Genomic DNA, 18,070 nt, shown 5'->3' with positions numbered 1-18,070 from the left:
TACGCCGACGGCACTGCTTAGCCAGTGCGGAGCGCCTTTCAGACCGGGGCGGTATCTTTCGGCCTGTTTTGGGAGTATGCTCCCAAGCCTCTTTCCCGCTTCATCGCTAGCCCCTCTATGCCCGATACCCCGGCCGCCCCGCCCGTTTCCTTCGCTGAATTTCCGGCCGTGACCACGGCCGAGTGGCAAGCGCGGCTGGCCCGCGACCTCAAAGGCCAGGACCCGGCCACCCTGCGCTGGCCCCTGCCCGACGGCTTCAGCGTGGAGCCTTTTTACCACCACGAGGCCCTGGCGGCGCTGGGCGGGGCGCCCGCGCCCCTGCCCCACCCCGTGGTGCCCTGGCTGAACGTGCCCGCCCTGAACGTGCCCGCCGGCGAAGGCCGCCAGCAGATTGACCAGGCCGCCGCGGCCCTGGCCCACGGCGCCGACGGCGTGCACTTCATCCTGGCCGACGCCGAGCTGTTCGCCGTGCACTATCTGGCCGAGCAGCTGCCGCTGGCGTCTACTTTCATCGGCTACACGGTGGCCGCCGGGCCCGACGCCCTGCTCAGCCAGCTGGTGGAGGCGGCGCCCGGCACGGCCCTGCGCGGGTTCCTGCGCTTCGCGCCCGGCCCGGTGCCGGAGGGCGCCGAGCTGGCCGACTACCGCACCGCGCTGCGCCGCTGCGTGAGCTTGACCACGGCCATGCCCGACTTCCGGGCCCTGGCCGTGAACGGGGCGTTTTTTGGCAACCGGGGCGCCACCGCCACCCAGCAAATCGCCTTCACCCTGAACACGGCCGCCGCGCTGCTGGCCGAGCTGCCCACCGCCGAAATCAGCGCTGCGCAGGTGGCCGCCGCGTTGCACCTGCACGTGGCCGTGGCCCCCAGCTACTTCCCCGAAATGGCCAAGCTGCGCGCCCTGCGCCGGCTGTGGGCCACGCTGCTGCACGGCTTTGGCCTGCCGGCCGGCCTGAACGCGGGCCTGCGCATTCACGCCGTCACTTCCTCGTGGACCGTCACCACCCTGGACCCGCACACCAACCTGCTGCGCCACACCACCGAGGCCATGAGCGCCGTGCTGGGCGGGGCCGACTCGCTGAGCGTGGCGCCGTTCGACTGCGTGTTTGCCGAGGCCAACGAGTTTTCGGCGCGGCTGGCCCGCAACCTGTCGGTGCTGCTGCGCGAAGAATCGGGCCTGGGCCTGGTGCAGGACCCCGCCGCGGGCTCCTACTTCCTCGAAACCCTGACCGACCAGCTGGCCCGCGAAGGCTGGCAGTTGTTTCAGCGGATGGAGGCGGCGGGCGGCCTGCCGAAGGTGCGGGGCCAGCTGCTGGACGAAATCAAGGCCGTGGCAACGGAAACGTTCCGGCGCATTGCCGGCGGCCAGCAAGTCATTGTGGGCACCAACCGCTTCCAGAACCCCAAAGAGCAGTTCAGCTTCCACCCCAAAAAGCTGCTGCGCTCGGCCGACTTCGACGTGACGCGCGCCGCCTACCCCACCGAGGTGCTGCGCCTAGCCACGGCCCTGCACTTCGAGCGCCGCGAGAAAAAAAGCAAGCGCGCCGCCGTGGTGCTGCTGGGCACCAACACCAACCAGATTATTCTGGAGCAGTTTCTGACCATGCTGCAGCCCCACGAGCGGCCCGAAATTGCGGCCAGCCACCCGCTGGGTACGCTGTCGGTGCTGTATTCTTCGCCCGAGGAAGCCACGCTGATGTACGCCACGCCCGAGCAGTTCCAAAAGTTTGCCCGCTTCATTTACCAGATTCCGACCGAGAAGCAGCAATTCATTCCGCCGGCCCTGCTCAGCTCCGACATGGCCACCCTGCACGAGGCCGTGCGCGTGTTCGGCTTCAAGGAAATGAAGGTGCAGGGCTACACCACCGAGGAGGTGCTGGCCCGGCTGCAGGGCCGCTAACCGCTGGAACGCATGCGAGCTGCTGGCAAAATCCTGGTGGGGCTGCTGCTGCTGCCAATGGCACTTGCGGCCGGCTACTGGTATTCGCAACGCGAGCCGGACAAGCCGCGGTTTTACGTGGACGACACCTTGGAAGCCGATGTATGGCAAATTCCAATCGTTGACCCCTACCGGCTGATTGCAACGGAAAGCTTCAACGGGACCGACCCTGACTATAGCCGATGGGGGTTTCAGTACGGAAACGACCTGACGTCTTTTCACCCTGATTCCATCAACTACGAAAAGGGGTTGATTATTTACCACGACGCCCTCGATGGACGTTATGGATTTCTTGACATCGCGCGAAAAACGACTCGTGTTCCCAAAGACTTTTCACACTTTGTAACGTTTGCTGATTCTGTTGGCGTGGGCCGAAAGCTGTACGCTGTCGAATCTGTTTACAACTGCTGGCAGCAAACGCGGCAGCTTCCCTGGGGGAAGGAGATTTTTGCCCAACACTGCGCGGGGAATACCCCGAACTAATCTATGCGTCCCGACTTTTCTACGATTCCCTACAACGCCGCTCCGGCGCCCACCGTGCCCACCGCCGCCCCGGCCGCGGCCCTCACGCCGGAAGGCATTGCGGTGAAGCCCTTTTACACAGCGGCCGACGTGACCCACCTCGACCATCTGGGCTTTGGCGCGGGGCAGGCGCCCTACCTGCGCGGGCCCTACGCCAGCATGTACGTGCAGAACCCGTGGACCATCCGGCAGTACGCGGGCTTCTCGACGGCCGAGGAATCGAACGCCTTTTACCGCCGCAACCTGGCCGGTGGGCAGAAGGGGCTGAGCGTGGCCTTCGACCTGGCCACCCACCGGGGCTACGACTCCGACCACCCGCGGGTGCAGGGCGACGTGGGCAAGGCCGGCGTGGCCATCGACTCGGTGGAGGACATGAAAATCCTCTTCGACCAGATTCCGCTCGACCAGATGTCGGTGTCCATGACCATGAACGGGGCCGTGCTGCCGGTGCTGGCCTTCTACATCGTGGCGGCCGAGGAGCAGGGCGTGAGCCCGGAAAAGCTGTCGGGCACCATTCAGAACGACATTCTGAAGGAGTTCATGGTGCGCAACACCTACATCTACCCGCCCGCGCCGAGCATGCGCATCATCGCCGACATCTTCAGCTACACGGCGGCCAAGATGCCCAAGTTCAACTCCATTTCCATTTCGGGCTACCACATGCAGGAAGCCGGCGCGACGGCCGACCTGGAGTTGGCCTACACCCTGGCCGATGGCCTGGAGTACGTGCGCGCCGGCCTGGCCGCGGGCATGAAGATTGACGAGTTTGCCCCGCGCCTGAGCTTCTTCTGGGCCATTGGCATGAACCATTTCATGGAAATTGCCAAGCTGCGCGCCGGGCGCCTGCTCTGGGCCAAGCTCATTCAGCAGTTCAACCCCAGCAACCCCAAAAGCCTGGCCCTGCGCACGCACTGCCAGACCTCGGGCTACTCCCTCACCGAGCAGGACCCTTATAACAACGTGGCCCGCACCACCATCGAGGCGCTGGCCGCGGCCCTGGGCGGCACCCAAAGCCTGCACACCAACGCGCTGGACGAGGCCATTGCCCTGCCCACCGACTTCTCGGCCCGCATTGCCCGCAACACCCAGCTCTACCTGCAGCACGAAACCGACATCACCAAAGTAGTGGACCCCTGGGGCGGCTCCTACTACGTCGAAACCCTTACCCACGAGCTGGCCGATAAGGCCTGGGCTCTCATCCAGGAAGTGGAGGCGCTGGGCGGCATGGCCAAGGCTATCGAAACCGGCCTGCCCAAGCTGCGCATCGAGGAAGCCGCTGCCCGCAAGCAGGCCCGCATCGACTCGGGCAAGGAAATCATCGTGGGCGTGAACAAGTACCAAACCACCGAGAAAACCGAGGTCGAAGTACTCGACATCGACAACGACGCCGTGCGCACCAGCCAGATTGCCCGCCTGAAAGCCGTGCGCGCCAACCGCGACGAAGTGGCCGTGAAGGTAGCCCTGGCCGACCTCACCGAAGCCGCTGGCGTGCGCCTCAACGACCTAGCCGCCGACGCCGACAAAGACGCCCACAACCTCCTCGCCCTAGCCGTGACCGCCGCCCGCGCCCGCGCCACCCTCGGCGAAATTTCCGATGCCCTTGAGGCCCAGTACGGCCGCCACCAGGCCACCACGCGCACCGTGGCCGGCGTGTATTCCCAGGAAATGTCGCACAACGAAGCTTTCGAGCAAGCCCGCGCCGCCGCCGAGGACTTTGCCGCCCGCGAAGGCCGCCGCCCCCGCATGCTCGTGGCCAAGATGGGCCAGGACGGCCACGACCGCGGCGCCAAAATCATTGCCACCAGCTTCGCCGACGTGGGCTTCGACGTCGACCTAGCCCCCCTCTTCCAAACGCCCGCCGAAGTGGCCCGCCAGGCCGCCGACAACGACGTGCACGTGGTGGGCGTGAGCAGCCTCGCCGCCGGCCACAAAACCCTGCTGCCCCAACTGCTCACGGAGCTGAAGGCACTGGGCCGCGAAGACATCTTGGTGATTGCCGGCGGCGTCATCCCGGCCCAGGACTACCAGTTCCTCTACGATGCCGGCGTGGCCGGCGTGTACGGTCCCGGCACGGTCATCGCCACCGCAGCGCTGGAAATTCTGGGGAAGCTGGGTTAATTTGACGATTTGATTTTTAATGTTCAACCACTAACTACTCATGGATAAGCCAATCAAAATTCGTAAACCTGGAACCGGCGAGTATCAGGACCTCACAGGAAGTATTAACGTTGAAATGAGGGCTGGGCTTACTGAGAACTTTAAATACCTGTGCCAAAAGTTAGGTATAGATACCACAAAATACACCCCTGTTGCTTTGGATATTTATGCAACTGAGTATTCACCATCAGCGCCACATCTATCCATTTTTGCTAAAGAAGGAAACGGCAATGAGGTCACCGAATTTAAATTTGATGAGTTTCCTTTAGCAACGCTTTTATCCTTCATGCGTGGCTACCATATACTAGTCTCACCAGATTACAAGAAGATAGACGACTACGTTGTAAAGGAATCTATCGAATTGTAATTTACAATTACCAGCCCGCCATCTTAGCGGGCTGTTTTATTATAACCTACCCCCTCCCCCATGCTCCCCTTCCCCGCCCTCGACCGCCTCAAAGTCGACCTCGATGCCCTGCGCCCCCCTGGCTCAGGAACAGGAGCAGCGGGTGCTGCAAAAGTTTCGGCTCGAATGGCGCTAGTTATGGGCTGCCGGCGTGTACGGCCCTGACAAGGTCATCGCCACGGCTGCGCTGGAGATTCTGGGTAAGCTGGGGCGTAAGCTAAACACTTTATATTTGGCTCGATAACCCTTAGCGCATTACGGATATGAGTCGGCTTTATCTTCGTCCACTAACGAATAGTCTATTTGCCCGCCCCTTTGTAGAAGGGGTATTAAACGTACGGCGTGCGGCCGAGATTGCGGAAGCTACCAGCCAGATTATGCAGGCGGAAATCCATTTGGCAGCAATGGAGGAACGTCCTACGTTAAAGTTCAAGGAATATCGTTCGACCCAATACAGCGAAGACAAAGACCGTGAAGCTTTGCGTGAGCAAATCCTATTGGAGCTGATTCGTGAAACGCGGCTGGACAACGACGACGACATCAAGCCCGGTAGTGGGGGTGCTATGCCCCAGACACCCGTTCAACGCGGCAAGCAAGCTTTCCTAATTATCGGCTTGCCAGCTTCCGGGAAATCCGGTATCGCCAGTCGCGTAGCCGATGCCAACGGAGCGGTGGTGATTGACAGCGATTATGCGAAACGCAAATTTCCTGAGTTTGCACAGGGAGCGTTTGCGGCTACCGTGTTGCACGAAGAATCCTCGATAATCGTTCTGAACGATGAAGACGAAGACGAAGAAAATCTGACCGGCTTCTGCTTTAGTGAATCGTATAACATAGTTGTTCCCAAAATTGGCTACAATACAACATCTGTCCGAAAGCTTGCGCTTTACTTTAAGAAATACGAGTACGAAGTACATCTCATTCTGGTCAGCCTAGACCGCCAGCAGGCCACCCTTCGCGCTTACCAGCGCTTTATTACCTCCAAGCGGTACGTGCCTCTCTCGCTCATTTTTGATGTGTATTCCAACAATCCAACCCTTGCTTACTTTCGCCTTAAGCAACAACACGCCGATGTATTCGCTAGCTTTAGTGAAATCTCAACCGAGGAGAGGCCTGCACGCTTAGTAGAGAGTTCGCTGGATAATCCGACCAAAATGCTCGGGCTCCCTACCTGAACTGATTGAAGTGCTTTTCCCGTTTCTAGTTTGACTTCTACAGCTATTGCCGCTATGCCTACTTCCAAAAAACCTGCATCCAGTACGAAATCGAGTGCGGCCAAGGCTAGCGCTAAATCTAAAGCAAGCACCAAAAAACCGGCGGCTTCTACGGCCGTAGCACGTCAAAAGCCTGCGGCAGTAGCCGTGGCAAAGCCAGTTGCGTCAATATCTCCGGCGGCTAAAAAAGCATCTTTAAGCAAAACGGTGGTTGACGTGAGCGAGAGCCGGACGAGTAACCCTCGCACCAATACCGTGACCATTACCAAAATCACCCGCAATATCGTCCAGTTCCATATGACGGAGGACATCGAAATTCGGCGGGTTACAAAATCGGATAATGTATCGAAGGAAAAGCTAAAGGCGAAGTACGCTAATTTAAAAGCCAAAGTAAAACGTTAGCTTGGCCCGTACTCAAGTTCCAGGCCCGCCCCACCCGGCGGGCCTTTTTCGTGCCCGCCCGGTAGCCACCGCTTCCCGGGCTTTAGTTGCGCCTTCCCGAGTATTAATTGGTTGTTCCCGGGCCTTAGTTGGCTCTTCCCGAGTGCCAGTTGGGGGTTCCCGGGCCTTAGTTGGCGGTTACCGAGTGGTAGTTGGCGGTTCCCGGCGGCGGGAAGACCCAACTACCACTCGGGAACGGCCAACTAAGTGGCGGAAATCATCAACTAAATCCCTATCTTGGCGACTATCAAGCACTCTTCATTTTCAGTTATATGCAAACCTCTACCGACGTAGTTCGGCACTACACCATGGCCGATGCCACCATGCGCCAGAACATGCGCACCATGCACGGCTACTACCTCACCCACCAGGCCGAGTTTCAGGCTTTCAACCCAGACTTTGACGCGGACTTCGGCGCCGAGTGGCTGGCCGCCCTCGACCTGGCCGACACCACGCCCGACCACACCGTGCGCACCGGCGAGCTGAAGGAGGACACCGCCGAAGTGGAAGACGTGATGGTGCGGGCCCAGCGCGCCGCCCAAACCCTGTATTACTACGTGGGCCGCGCCTTCCCCAACAACGCGGGCCGCATGACCACCTACGGCCGCAAAACCTACGACGCCGCCCGCAACCACCACGACAAAATGCGCACCCTGCTGCACACCGCCTTCGCCGCGGCCACCCGCGACCACGCCGCGCTGGCCGCCAAGGGCTACACCGCCACCCAGCTCGCCGAGCTGGGTGCCCTGGGCACGGAGCTCGCCGGCACCAACACCGAGCAGGAAATGAAAAAAGGCACCAATACCGAAGGCCGCGACCATTACGTGACCGTGCAAAACCACGCCTACGGCTACGGCCAGGAAGCCAGCACCGCCGCGAAGGTGCTTTTTGCCGCGGACAAGGCCACCCGGGACCTGTTTCGGCTGGGCGGCGATGCCCCGGATGCCTCCGCCAAGTCCAAGCCGGCCACTACCTGATTTTTACCTGCTCAGCCCAAAAAAGCGGCCCGGATTCACATCCGGGCCGCTTTTTTGCGAGGTAACAGTTCCTGGGCTAACGCACCTGGAGGGTGGTGCGGGCCCGCACCCTCGCGCTCGCGCTGGGCTACCTCTTGCCGCTGTAAGCCGCCGGGGCCGCGCGTGGAGCCCGGGGTCGCCGGGCTGCCCCAGTTTCCCCGGAAATAGCCGTATGTTGGCATGGCCAAACCGCTATATTCCCGCCATGCACCTGCTCAGCCTGTTACTCATCGGCCTCGTGGCCGCCATCCACCTGTATATTTTGTGGCTGGAAATGTTTGCCTGGACCACGCGCGGGCCCCAAACCTTCCGCTCGCTGCGTCCCGAGCTGTTTGCCCCCACCAAAGTGCTGGCCGCCAACCAAGGGCTCTACAACGGCTTCCTGGCCGCCGGCCTTGTCTGGGCGCTGCTGATTACGGACCCGGTCTGGCACCGCTACGTGGCCAGCTTCTTTCTGGGCTGCGTGGCGGTGGCGGGGCTGTACGGCGCGGCCACAGCGGGCCGGCGCATCCTGCTGGTGCAAACGGTGCCAGCGCTGCTGGCCCTGGCCGCCGTGTGGCTGGCCTGACCCACCGCTGCGCCGGGCCCGAACGCAACAGGGCCGACGCATGCGCCGGCCCCGTCGATATTCCAAGAATGCCCTGCGCGGCTGCCTACGGCCGCTCCCGCACCACAAAGGGCACGGCCAGCGTGCGCGACACGCGCACGGCATCGCCGGCCACGCGGCCGGGGTTCCACCAGGGCATGAGCCGAATCACCCGCAGGGCTTCCTGGTCGAAGCCGTGGCCGGCCCCGCGCACCACTTCGGCGTCGAGGATGCGGCCTTCTTCATCCACCACGAAGCTGACGAACACGGTGCCGGAAATGCCTTTGGCCAGGGCCTCTTCCGGAAAATGCGCGTTCTGGCTCAGGTACCGGCCGTAGGCGGCGTCGCCGCCAGGAAAGGTGGGCAGCACTTCCGAGTAGGACAGCACCTTGGGCTTGCCGGTGACTTCGGCGGTGGTTTCGGGGGAGGCCGCGCCGGCCGGGGCGGCCTTGCTGAGGGCGTACATTTTCACGGTGAGCGGCGCGGTGCCGGACACGGCCAAGGCCTGGTCGCGGTAGCCCTCGCACTTAAACACCAGCACGGATTTCACGTCGGACAGCGTCAGCAAGAAGTTGCCGGAGGCGTTGGTGCTCGTCACGTGCGAGGCACCCTGCACCGATACCACCACGCCGGGCAACGGTTCTTCCTGGTCGGTCAGCACCCGGCCCGTCACGGTGGGCACGGCCGGCGCTTCGGCCGCGGTGGCCGGGCGGGCGCCTTTTAATTGCGTCAATTGCGGCCCACCGGCCACCATCAGCTGAAGAGCGACTACTGTAGAGATGAACAACATAATGAAGTGATTTTAAGGGTGAATGAAAGGGAAAAACGCTATGTATTCGCAACAATCGTTTGGGGCTTATTTTCTGGCTGGCTTTCGCTTGCTCAGACTGGCCAGCTGCCCACCCCAAATGGTTGTATGCCGGGAGGCTGCTATTCTTTCAGGCAAACAAACTCCAATTCACACTCCTGTTATTGGTCAATACTGCTATTCGCATTCAGGACAGCCTCACGCAGCAAGCCCGCCCTTATACGCATTGAAATTAGCTGCTTATGAAGCGAATTAAACACTTTTTCAATTAAGAAACGAAAAGTCGATTTCTAAGAATAAAAATATTTTCCAAAGCAGATAACATACCACACATAAAATATAATTTTTCCTACCCGCACCCTAGTTAATCCTTCAAATTATAGACGAGTTAACCCACCTACCACAACCGCTCTCAGGCCATCGGGGCCCGAAAATGAGGAGTCCGGGCACATCTTTTTCCGGGTCGGAGCGGTTTAGCGTCAAAATACTTTCGCTGATTCTCATGGACCTGCAACTCACCGATAAAACGGCCCTCGTCACGGGCTCCACCGCCGGCATTGGGCTGGCCATCGCGCGCCGCCTGGCCGCCGAAGGGGCCGAAGTCATCATCACCGGTCGCACGGCGGCCCGCATTGCGGCGGCGCGCGCCGCCATTCTGGCCGAAACGCCGCAGGCCCGGCTGCGCGGCGTGGCCGTCGACTTTGGCCGGGCCGACGAAGTGGCGCAGCTGCTGCGCGACGTGCCGGCCGTCGACATCCTGGTCAACAACGTGGGCATTTTCGAGCCCAAGCCCTTTGCCGAGATTCCGGACGAGGACTGGGTGCGCTTTTTTGAGGTGAACGTGCTGAGCGGCGTGCGCCTGTCGCGCCAGTACTTCCCGCTGATGCTGGCCCGTGGCTGGGGCCGCATTCTCTTCATTTCGAGCGAGTCGGCCCTGCAGATTCCCTCTGAAATGATACACTACGGCACCACCAAAACGGCCCAGCTGGGGGTGGCGCGCGGGCTGGCCGAGCTCACCAAGGGCACGGGCGTCACGGTCAATTCGGTGCTGCCCGGCCCCACGGCCTCGGAGGGCGTGGAAGAATTCATCAAAAAACTTTCGGCCGAAGGCAAGAGCAAGGAGGAAGCCGAGCACGACTTTTTCCAGCACGCGCGGCCTTCGTCGCTGCTCCAGCGCTTCATCACCCCCGACGAAGTGGCCAGCCTGGTGGCCTACCTGTGCAGCCCGCTGGCGGCGGCCACCAACGGCGCCTCCGTGCGCGTGGACGGCGGCGTGGTGCGCAGCATCGGGTAGCGCGGCGCGGCCCCAACTTTTTGGCGCCGCCAGGCAACCGGCCGCGGGCGGCGTGCATCTGGCGCAGTGGAGCGGGCCTTACTCGTGCGGGGCCCGCTTCACCGCGCTTTTTGTTTTGCACGCCTCTCTTTTCTGCACATGTTCAAATCCCTGTTTCTTCTGGCCGGCGCCCTGCTTGTGGGCGGCGCCGCGCAAGCCCAGGCCCCGGCCGCCGAGGTAAAAGCCCTCACCGCTCGCCTCAACCAGCTGATGGTGGACCCCAAAAACCAGGACGACGACACCGAGGTGCGGGTGTCGTTGGCCGACTGCGGCTTCCGCCAAACCATTCGCCAGTACCGCAAGCCCGGCGGCGAGGCCAGCGCCACCAACATTTCGGTGAGCAACAGCAAGAACGGCGGCAGCTGGGGCCTCCGCAGCAACGAGGACGTGAAAATGGAGCTCACCCTGGCCCAGAATTGGGCCGAAGTGGGCTCCATCAGCTACGCTGCCCAGCAGCACGAAAAAGGCGGCAACCGCTACTACGACCTCATCGTGAAGCGCCGCGAAACGGCCAAGGGCAAGTCTTCATCGGGCATGTCGGCCACCATCACGCTCTCGCTCAACACCGACAGCGAAAAGGAAGTAGCGGCCCTGGTGAAGCGCCTAGATGAGGTGCGGCGCCAGTGCACCAGCCGCCGGGGCTAGGCAGGGGCGGCGCTAGGCCTCGGCGGGGGCGCCGCCCAGCACGGCCCAGGCTTCTTCGTTGCCTTGCTGCCCGGCCAGGGCCAGGGCGGTGAGGCCGCGCGCGTCCCGGATGGTTTTGTCGGCGCCGGCTTCGACGAGGATGCGCACCAGCTCGTTGCGCCCAAACAGGGTGGCAAACATGAGGGCCGTGCCGCCGTTGCCGTTTTGCAGGTTGAGGTCGGCGCCGCGCTCGATGAGCAGGCGGGCCACGTCGGCGTAGCCCTTGAAGCTGACGCCCATCAGGGCGGTGTTGCCGGCGGCGTCCTGCACGTTGGGGTTGGCGCCGGCGTTGAGCAGGAACACGGCGGCGTCGTAGTGGTCGTCGTAGGCGGCCAGAATGAGCGCCGTGAAGCCTTTGGCATTGGCCACGTTCACGTCGAGGCCCGAGGCGAGCAGCTCGTGCAGGGCGGCCACGTCGCCGCGGCGGGCGGCGTCGAACAGCAGGTCTTCGGGGCGGGAGGAAGTAAAGTCCATGAGGAGGTGGAGGCGGTGGTGAAGAACGTTTTTAATGTAAGTAGGCGCTAACGAGCGGCTGGCGTTTGCGTTGCGCCCCGGGCTATTCGGGTGCGGCGCCTGGCCTCAGAAGCACAGCAGCACTATCAGCGTGAGGATGGCTAACAACCCGCCCACGGCCGCCGTGTTCACGTACATTTCGGCGGTGTGGCCGGGCCACACGCCCACGCCGGCCACGGCGGCCAGCAGCAGCGGCAGCAGAAAAAACGTGCCGTAGATGGTGCCGCCGTAGGGCTGAAACGGGGCCGGGCCGTCGGGCGAGTCGGGCGAGCTCACCCGGCTCACCACCCCGAGCAGCGGCGTTTGCCACACCCGGATGGTTTGGTCGTCGCGCACGCGGTGCCCGATGGCGCTGGGTAGCCGAAACGTGGTGTGCTCGGTGCGCACCCGGTAGGCCAGCTGCGGGTCGGACAAGGACCCCGACACCGACACCGGGAAGCGGCTGTGCACGGTTTCGTGCGGGTAGTCGCGCAGGGGCAAGGCCCAGTCGAGGCCCAGCAGCAGGCAGCAGCCCAGCACCGCCACGTTGAAGCGGCGGGCCCAGACGGCCCAACGCTGCATGCGCTCGTCGGCACGCCGGGCGGCCGAGGCGGGCGCGGCCGGCTCCTGGGCCAGCAGCAGGTCGTAGGCCACCCGGCGGCGGGGGTTGCCGAGGATGTCGTAGCCGGTTTCGACCTCGGCCAGGCGAGCTTTCATGGCCCGGTCGGCGGCGGCGAGGCGCTTGAGGCGGGTGCGTTGGCTTAGGTAGGCCTTTTCAATTTCCTGGGCCGTGGCCGTGAGGCCCACGCCCAGCACGCGGTAATAATTCTGCATGAGTTTCGCCGGGAAAGGCTCGAAAATACGGACCCGGCGCTACTTTGAAACGTGGCCGCGCGGGACGCTAGTATGCGCGCCTTCTGCCGGTTGCGGCCGGCCGGGCAAATCGGCGGCGGGCTTTTACTGGCGTAGGCATTGGGTTGTAGGAAGCGGACGCGTACTTAGCAACGTTGCGCGCGATGTCCCCGCTCCTACACCTTTTGGCAGCGCTAGCCAACAAAAGCCTGCTGGACTATAATTCGTTGATTCGAAAGTACTAAGCGCAGGCTTTTCGCGTTGAAAGGGCCTCTTCGTGCCCATATCCTGCTGATTCGCCTATGCGCTTCCTTTACTTATTTGCTGCGACGGCAGGCTTAGCGGCCTGCTCCGGCACCGAAACCGAGCAAGCTGCCCCGCCCGCAACGGCCCGAGAGCATCCCAAGGCGGCTGACGCAAGGGCCGTCATCGCACCCGGACCCGGCGTACTCAACCAGCCGGCAGTGGACCCACGCCCGCCGCTGGTTGCCCGGCCCCAGCGGCCCCGGCTGGGCCCAGCACCCCGGCCGGCAACTTACCCAGCGGAGCCCGCTTCTGAGGAAAGCTACGCGTATCCGCTCCCAAACCCCGAGGTGCTGGAAGCCCCGCGCCTAACGCACGCCGCCACGGACACTGCCGCATTTGGCGCCGCCAAAGCGGCGCAGACGTTCTGGCTTCGGCCGGGCCGCGACACGGTCGTTTTCGGGGCCGAGGGCACGGCCATTGCCGTGCCGGCGCAGGCTTTTGCCGAGGACCGGCCCGGCGCGCCGGCCCCGGCCGGCCCCGTTGCGCTTCAGCTAAAAGAATTTTATTCCCTGCCGGACATCCTGCTCAACAACCTCAGCACCAATTCCAGCCAGGGCATTCTCGAAACCGGGGGCATGCTGCACCTGGCTGCCCGCACCGCCACGGGCCAGGCCTGCACCCTGCGGCCGGGTACCGAACTGCTGCTGCGCGTGCCCGCCCCCCGGCCCAAAACCGGCATGCAGCTCTACGACGGGGTGCGCACCACCGGGCGGGGGCTCGACTGGCAACGCCCCCGCCCGGCCCTGAAACCGGAGGGATTCCGCTGGAACGGCCCCGGCGCGCGCGGCGGCGAAGCCCGGCTGCTGGCCGTGTTGCGCCAGCAAGTGGGCTTTTCGCCCGGCACTGCCCAGCGCCTGTGCACTGCCCAAACCCGGCCGCAACGCCAAGCCCTCCGCCGCGCCAGCCGCTTCTCGGGCCGGAAATGGGTGGAATACGGCCGGCTCACGGTGGCCGTCGACCGCCGGGGCGCGGTCGTGAACGCCGCCGTTAATGGCATTCAGGACCCGGCGCTGCGCGAGCGGCTGTGCGCCGCCGCGCGGCAGCTGCCCGCTTTTTTGCCGGCCACCCTAAGCGGCCCCTTCCGCAGCCAGCCCCCGGCGGCCCGCAGCTACCTCACCAGCATCCGGCGCCGGCGGCCGCTGGCCCCCGCCAAGGCGTTGCCGCAACTGCCGGTGGCGGGCTCCTGGAACATCGACGTGGGTTTCACCCGCGACGGCCGGATGGTGTTTCCCTGGCCCGCCAACAGCTACACCAACGAAGGGAGCAACAAAGCGCTGCCGGTATTTCAGGCCGACAGCGCCCGCCGGCGGCTGCAACAAGCCGGCACCCGCGCACTCCAGGCCACCAGCCTCGACTCGCTGAGCGGCTACTTGTTCAGCGCGGCCAGCCTGGGGTGGGCCAATTGCGACCGGACTGGCCAGCTGGCCAGCCAGCGCATTCACTACCGCGTGGAAACCGATGCGCCCAACACCCGGCTGCAGCTGGTGTTTCGGCGGGTGCGGGCCGTGATTAGCAGCGACGGCGAGCTCTCCGGCACCTTCCTCCAGCAGTTCCACGCCTCTCCCGTGGGCGAGCCCGCCACCCTGGTGGCCCTCAAGCGAGAAAACGGCATCACTTATCTGGCCCTCAAAGAGGTAGTGATAGGCGAGCAGGTGGAAAGAGGGCTGGCTTTCCGGCCGGTTTCGGCCGAAGAGCTACGGAGTGCTCTGGCCAAAATCGACCAGTAGCACGCGAGTTGGTCTTCGCGCCAGGGCCGCCATGGCGCGGGCTTTCGCAGCTTTGATGAGGTCTTTAAGGTCGTCCAGCCAGCCCCCATCGATGGCCCTTGCGCGGGGTATTGTTGCCGCAAACTTGCATTCGTCGCCGTTCACGCAGTAGCTTTTCTACCTGAATCGGCCCAGCATTGCTGCTTCCCAGCATCATCCAGTTTCCCACCGGTCCCGCCATTGCCGCTGCACACGATGCGCCTGCCGCCGAGGGCCACTAAAGAAACGCGCTTGCGTTTGCCGGGCGGTGCGGGCCAGGCCAGAACCTTAGAAGGCCCGTGTAGTGCATGGCCGGTGCCTCTTCTTCTTGGGGAGAGGGGCCAGGGGGTGAGGTCATCCAAACTTCGCTTCTCCAAAAAAGCCCACCAAGTACCCCAAAGCGCCCGCCGCGTGCAAGGCCGCAGTCTGCTCCATCGTCTCCCGGGCTACTGCCGAAGCACGCTGGCGCATCCGCTGCTCGTAATGGCTGATGGCGGCTTGCAAATCCGGAAACTGGTCGTCGGTCAGGCAAGTACTTAATTCAAGGGCGTCAAGCATGGCCATGTTCACGCCTTCGCCGGCGTAGGGCGGCATGAGGTGGGCGGCGTCGCCGAGGAGGGTGATGTTGGGTTGGGCGGGCCAGGTTTGGTCGAGGGGCATGCAGTACTGCGGGCGGGGCACGCAGGGCGTGGCTTCATCGGCGAAAAGCTCTGCCCAACGCTCATCCCAGCCGGCAAACTCCTGCCGGAACCAGGCCAGTACCTCGGGCGCGTTCGAGAAGTCGATGCCGCTGTCGCGGGCCCAGGTTTCGGCAGTTTTGCAGCCAGTGTAGAAATTCAGGCTGCCGTCGCCTTTGGCGCTTACCACCAGGGTTTTTGCATCGTCCAGCGCGAAGATTTTGCCGCCTTGCGCCAACTCGTGGAGGCGGGGCGCGTTTTGCGCCGAATCATACACGCTGCCTTCCACTATGGTCACCCCCGAGTAAAATGGCTTGATGGGCGTGAGCAGCGGGCGAATTTTGGAGTTGGCGCCGTCGGCGCCGATGAGGATATCGGCCGTGGCCGTTGTGCCATTTCGAAACGCCAGCTGCCAGCCCGCGCCCAGCGGCTGCACCGAAGCGAGCTGACTGTCCCAGACCACCGTATCGGGCTGCAGCGAGTCGAGCAGGATGTCGCGCAACGGGCCCCGGTCGATTTCGGGGCGAAAGGATTCGTCGCCGAAGGTATCGGCCGGCGCCTCGGCGTGCTGGTCGTAGGCCACGGCGGCGTGCTTGTCGGTCAGGCGCAGTTTGTCGGCGCCGGGGCGGTAGCGGGCCTTGAATTCTTCGAGCAGACCGGCGGCGCGCAGGGCAGCCAGTCCCGATTCGTGGTGCAGGTCCAGGGTGCCGCCTTGCACCCGCCCGTGGCGGCTGCGGTCGCGCTCATACACGCGCACGGCGGCACCGTTTTGCTGGAGCAGGCGGGCCAGGGTGAGGCCGCCAGGGCCACCGCCCACAATGGCTACTTGTTTGTTTTGCAATAACATAGCTGAACATATTTTTAAGTTCAGCGCAAAACTATTGCTCCGGCAAAGCGGATAATTGTATAAATCGGTCGTCTTGGTTGCGGGCCAGCTCTTTGGGCACCACGCCCGCGTATTTCCGGACTTCGCGGATGAAATGGGCCTGGTCGGCAAAGTTTTCTTCCGGGAAGAGCTTGCCGGCTTTGAGCTGGGGCAGGGCCGCCCGAAACCGCAGAATGTTGGCGTAGGCTTTTAGCGAAAGGCCAAACATCTGGGTGAAGTACCGATTGATTTGCCGGCTGCTCCAGCCCGCCGCCGTGGCCAGGGCCTCCACCGCCGTGGCCCCGTTGGTGGCGTAAAGCCGGTCAAACAGAATGCGCTTTCGGGCGTCGATTTCCTGAGGCAGCAAGGGCTCGATGTGTGCCGCAGCGGTGGCGCAAAAGCCGTCAAAATCGTGCAGGTCGGCCTCGTTCAGGCCCAGGAAGTCGGGCGCCAGCCGGCAGCCGCTTTCCCGCAAGCCGGCCACCCGCACCGGCAGCAGGTATTCGGCCGCCAGCAGTTTCCAGCTGATGGCCCACACGGGCTGGTGCGGTGGAATGGCCTGCGGGCCGGGGTGCGTGTCGAGCCCGCGCAACGTCACCTCATAAGGCCCGGCCGCGGGACGGGAAAAGAACACATCAATCCGCCCGTCGGGGATGAGCACCATCGGCTGCGCCTCATCGGCGTGGTTGACCAGCATCCAGAAGCTTTCCACAAAGGCGGCCAGGGCCGGTGGCGGCGGGCATTCCCGGTATTCGATGTCGCTGAAAGCCATGGCGGTATGCTTACTAGAGTTTCGCCCCTACCCTATCGCCTTCTGCACCCAGGGCTTCAGGCCCGGCACGCGGGCCAGGCGCACGCCCGCGTTCACCAGCCAGGGCTTGTTGCTGAGGAAGCGCATGAGGCGGTAGCTTTTGGCCAGCTTGCGGCTGATGCGGTGCGCCACCTGCTGGTCGTACTTCCGGAGGAAAGCGGCGCTGAAATCCCGTTTCCCAAAGCAGGCCAGCACCTGTCCCGCGGCCAGCATCCCGCTCTGCATGGCCGTGTCGATGCCGTGGCCCTGAATGGGGTCGATGAGCGAGGCCGCGTCGCCGCACAGCAGGAACCGCGCGCCACTCAGCGGCACCGTGCGTCCGCCGCCCAGCGGCAGCCCAAACCCCTGAATGGCGCCCAGCTGCCGGGCCTGCCCGAAGCGCCCGGCCAGGGCGGGGTGGCGGGCCAGCAGCTCGGGCAGCACCTGCTTCAGGTCCACTTTGTGGCGGGCCACGGTTTCGGAGAGCATGCCCAGGCCCACGTTGTAGCGGCCCTGGCCCACGGGAAAAATCCAGAGGTAGCCCTGCAGGTAGTCTTTGGTGAAAAAGTATTCGGTGAGGCCCGCCTCGGCGCCTTTGATGTTCTCGAAGTAGGCCCGCACGCCGGCGCAGTGGTGGGCGCGGTCGAGCGGCAGGGGCAGCAGCTGGCGGCGCACCACGGAGTTGGCCCCGTCGCAGCCAATGACCAGCTGGCAGGTCAGTTCGGCGCCTTCGGCCAGATGCAGGTGCACGCACTCGGCGGCCACGTGCAGGCCTTTGAGGATGGTGTTTTCCAGAATGGTGGTGGGCGTGTGCAGGCGCACCAGCTCCAGCAGCGCGGTGTCGAAGGTTTCGCGCGGGCTGTTGAAGCTGGGCAGCTTCCACTGCATCCAGAGGCTGTCGCCGTTGGGCGCCACCAGGCGCGACTGGCGCACGGCGTCCAGCGGCTGCAGTTGCCACAGCGCCTCGGCAAACGCGGGGTCGAGCTGGCGCAGGGCCTTCAGGGCGTGGCCCGGAATGGCGTCGCCGCACACTTTGTCGCGCGGGAACTGGGCTTTGTCGAGCAGCGCCACGCGCAGGCCGCTCGCGCGCAAGGCCAGGGCGCAGGCCGCGCCCGCCGGGCCGGCGCCGATGATGGCCACGTCGTAGTCGCAAATAAATGGGGCAGCGGCAGACACGGTTCCAAAGGTAGCGCGGCCTCCGCTTAAGCGCCGCGCCGCTCAACTCCTCTTTTTCAAAC

17 protein-coding genes are annotated in these 18,070 nt (G+C 63.8%); 11 read left to right on the top strand and 6 right to left on the bottom strand.

Features of this window, described 5'->3' with window-relative positions:
* The first annotated feature begins 117 nt into the window (after positions 1-117).
* The 8 genes from I2H31_RS02600 to I2H31_RS02565 all read left to right on the top strand — a co-directional run bounded on the left by I2H31_RS02600 (position 118) and on the right by I2H31_RS02565 (position 8,262).
* Entirely contained in the window at positions 118-1,899 is a 1,782-nt protein-coding gene (locus I2H31_RS02600; RefSeq protein WP_196291437.1) for a methylmalonyl-CoA mutase family protein, read from the top strand.
* A gap of 12 nt (positions 1,900-1,911) precedes the next feature.
* On the top strand, positions 1,912-2,421 hold the full coding sequence (locus I2H31_RS02595) for a hypothetical protein (protein WP_196291436.1): 510 nt from the start codon (positions 1,912-1,914) through the stop codon (positions 2,419-2,421).
* Positions 2,422-2,424: 3 nt separating this feature from the next.
* Complete coding sequence (scpA, locus tag I2H31_RS02590) at positions 2,425-4,578, top strand: methylmalonyl-CoA mutase (RefSeq protein WP_196291435.1); 2,154 nt, start codon at positions 2,425-2,427, stop codon at positions 4,576-4,578.
* A 40-nt stretch (positions 4,579-4,618) separates the two neighbouring features.
* Entirely contained in the window at positions 4,619-4,984 is a 366-nt protein-coding gene (locus I2H31_RS02585; RefSeq protein ID WP_196291434.1) for a hypothetical protein, read from the top strand.
* A 302-nt stretch (positions 4,985-5,286) separates the two neighbouring features.
* Complete coding sequence (locus I2H31_RS02580; RefSeq protein WP_196291433.1) at positions 5,287-6,198, top strand: zeta toxin family protein; 912 nt, start codon at positions 5,287-5,289, stop codon at positions 6,196-6,198.
* Positions 6,199-6,252: 54 nt separating this feature from the next.
* Positions 6,253-6,639 (top strand): hypothetical protein, encoded by a 387-nt coding sequence (locus I2H31_RS02575; protein ID WP_196291432.1) that lies wholly within the window; start codon positions 6,253-6,255, stop codon positions 6,637-6,639.
* 311 nt (positions 6,640-6,950) lie between these two features.
* Positions 6,951-7,655: a hypothetical protein gene (locus I2H31_RS02570; RefSeq protein WP_196291431.1), complete on the top strand. Its 705-nt coding sequence runs from the start codon at positions 6,951-6,953 to the stop codon at positions 7,653-7,655.
* Between the two features lie 244 nt (positions 7,656-7,899).
* Entirely contained in the window at positions 7,900-8,262 is a 363-nt protein-coding gene (locus I2H31_RS02565; RefSeq protein WP_196291430.1) for a DUF1304 domain-containing protein, read from the top strand.
* Positions 8,263-8,347: 85 nt separating this feature from the next.
* Here I2H31_RS02565 and I2H31_RS02560 read toward each other — a convergent pair whose 3' ends face one another.
* Positions 8,348-9,070 (bottom strand): energy transducer TonB, encoded by a 723-nt coding sequence (locus tag I2H31_RS02560; protein ID WP_196291429.1) that lies wholly within the window; start codon positions 9,068-9,070, stop codon positions 8,348-8,350.
* 520 nt (positions 9,071-9,590) lie between these two features.
* Between I2H31_RS02560 and I2H31_RS02555 the strand changes: the two genes are divergently transcribed.
* Positions 9,591-10,382: an SDR family NAD(P)-dependent oxidoreductase gene (locus tag I2H31_RS02555; protein ID WP_196291428.1), complete on the top strand. Its 792-nt coding sequence runs from the start codon at positions 9,591-9,593 to the stop codon at positions 10,380-10,382.
* A gap of 138 nt (positions 10,383-10,520) precedes the next feature.
* Positions 10,521-11,066 carry a hypothetical protein gene (locus tag I2H31_RS02550; RefSeq protein ID WP_196291427.1) on the top strand — a complete coding sequence of 182 codons (546 nt, stop codon included), beginning with the start codon at positions 10,521-10,523 and terminating at the stop codon, positions 11,064-11,066.
* 12 nt (positions 11,067-11,078) lie between these two features.
* Here I2H31_RS02550 and I2H31_RS02545 read toward each other — a convergent pair whose 3' ends face one another.
* Positions 11,079-11,579 (bottom strand): ankyrin repeat domain-containing protein, encoded by a 501-nt coding sequence (locus tag I2H31_RS02545; RefSeq protein WP_196291426.1) that lies wholly within the window; start codon positions 11,577-11,579, stop codon positions 11,079-11,081.
* A gap of 105 nt (positions 11,580-11,684) precedes the next feature.
* Positions 11,685-12,431, bottom strand: a complete 747-nt coding sequence (locus I2H31_RS02540) for a J domain-containing protein (RefSeq protein WP_196291425.1) — start codon at positions 12,429-12,431, stop codon at positions 11,685-11,687.
* Between the two features lie 482 nt (positions 12,432-12,913).
* Between I2H31_RS02540 and I2H31_RS02535 the strand changes: the two genes are divergently transcribed.
* Positions 12,914-14,482, top strand: a complete 1,569-nt coding sequence (locus I2H31_RS02535; RefSeq protein WP_196291424.1) for a hypothetical protein — start codon at positions 12,914-12,916, stop codon at positions 14,480-14,482.
* A 372-nt stretch (positions 14,483-14,854) separates the two neighbouring features.
* On the opposite strand, the gene I2H31_RS02530 is transcribed toward I2H31_RS02535, so the two are convergent.
* Genes I2H31_RS02530 through I2H31_RS02520 form a run of 3 tightly spaced genes read right to left on the bottom strand, consistent with a single transcriptional unit; the run spans position 14,855 to position 18,008 of the window.
* Positions 14,855-16,024, bottom strand: coding sequence for an FAD-dependent oxidoreductase (locus I2H31_RS02530; RefSeq protein WP_196291423.1), 1,170 nt, complete (start codon positions 16,022-16,024; stop codon positions 14,855-14,857).
* Positions 16,025-16,055: 31 nt separating this feature from the next.
* Positions 16,056-16,814, bottom strand: coding sequence for a helix-turn-helix domain-containing protein (locus tag I2H31_RS02525; protein ID WP_196291422.1), 759 nt, complete (start codon positions 16,812-16,814; stop codon positions 16,056-16,058).
* Between the two features lie 27 nt (positions 16,815-16,841).
* The gene (locus I2H31_RS02520; protein ID WP_196291421.1) at positions 16,842-18,008 is read right to left on the bottom strand and encodes an NAD(P)/FAD-dependent oxidoreductase; all 1,167 of its coding nucleotides are present in this window, start codon (positions 18,006-18,008) and stop codon (positions 16,842-16,844) included.
* Between the last annotated feature and the right edge of the window lie 62 nt (positions 18,009-18,070).

The sequence above is a fragment of the Hymenobacter ruricola genome, from assembly GCF_015694525.1.
Taxonomy (GTDB): Bacteria; Bacteroidota; Bacteroidia; order Cytophagales; family Hymenobacteraceae; genus Hymenobacter; species Hymenobacter ruricola.
Note: the sequence above shows the minus strand (reverse complement) of the source record. Positions and strands in the feature narration are given on the sequence as shown.

Excerpts from the sequence above, each read along its gene's own strand:
- I2H31_RS02600 (WP_196291437.1), top strand. The coding sequence starts at position 118 with ATGCCCGATACCCCGGCCGCCCCGCCCGTTTCCTTCGCTGAATTTCCG.
- I2H31_RS02595 (WP_196291436.1), top strand. The coding sequence starts at position 1,912 with ATGCGAGCTGCTGGCAAAATCCTGGTGGGGCTGCTGCTGCTGCCAATG.
- scpA (WP_196291435.1), top strand. The coding sequence starts at position 2,425 with ATGCGTCCCGACTTTTCTACGATTCCCTACAACGCCGCTCCGGCGCCC.
- I2H31_RS02585 (WP_196291434.1), top strand. The coding sequence starts at position 4,619 with ATGGATAAGCCAATCAAAATTCGTAAACCTGGAACCGGCGAGTATCAG.
- I2H31_RS02580 (WP_196291433.1), top strand. The coding sequence starts at position 5,287 with ATGAGTCGGCTTTATCTTCGTCCACTAACGAATAGTCTATTTGCCCGC.
- I2H31_RS02575 (WP_196291432.1), top strand. The coding sequence starts at position 6,253 with ATGCCTACTTCCAAAAAACCTGCATCCAGTACGAAATCGAGTGCGGCC.
- I2H31_RS02570 (WP_196291431.1), top strand. The coding sequence starts at position 6,951 with ATGCAAACCTCTACCGACGTAGTTCGGCACTACACCATGGCCGATGCC.
- I2H31_RS02565 (WP_196291430.1), top strand. The coding sequence starts at position 7,900 with ATGCACCTGCTCAGCCTGTTACTCATCGGCCTCGTGGCCGCCATCCAC.
- I2H31_RS02560 (WP_196291429.1), bottom strand. The coding sequence starts at position 9,070 with ATGTTGTTCATCTCTACAGTAGTCGCTCTTCAGCTGATGGTGGCCGGT.
- I2H31_RS02555 (WP_196291428.1), top strand. The coding sequence starts at position 9,591 with ATGGACCTGCAACTCACCGATAAAACGGCCCTCGTCACGGGCTCCACC.
- I2H31_RS02550 (WP_196291427.1), top strand. The coding sequence starts at position 10,521 with ATGTTCAAATCCCTGTTTCTTCTGGCCGGCGCCCTGCTTGTGGGCGGC.
- I2H31_RS02545 (WP_196291426.1), bottom strand. The coding sequence starts at position 11,579 with ATGGACTTTACTTCCTCCCGCCCCGAAGACCTGCTGTTCGACGCCGCC.
- I2H31_RS02540 (WP_196291425.1), bottom strand. The coding sequence starts at position 12,431 with ATGCAGAATTATTACCGCGTGCTGGGCGTGGGCCTCACGGCCACGGCC.
- I2H31_RS02530 (WP_196291423.1), bottom strand. The coding sequence starts at position 16,024 with ATGTTATTGCAAAACAAACAAGTAGCCATTGTGGGCGGTGGCCCTGGC.
- I2H31_RS02525 (WP_196291422.1), bottom strand. The coding sequence starts at position 16,814 with ATGGCTTTCAGCGACATCGAATACCGGGAATGCCCGCCGCCACCGGCC.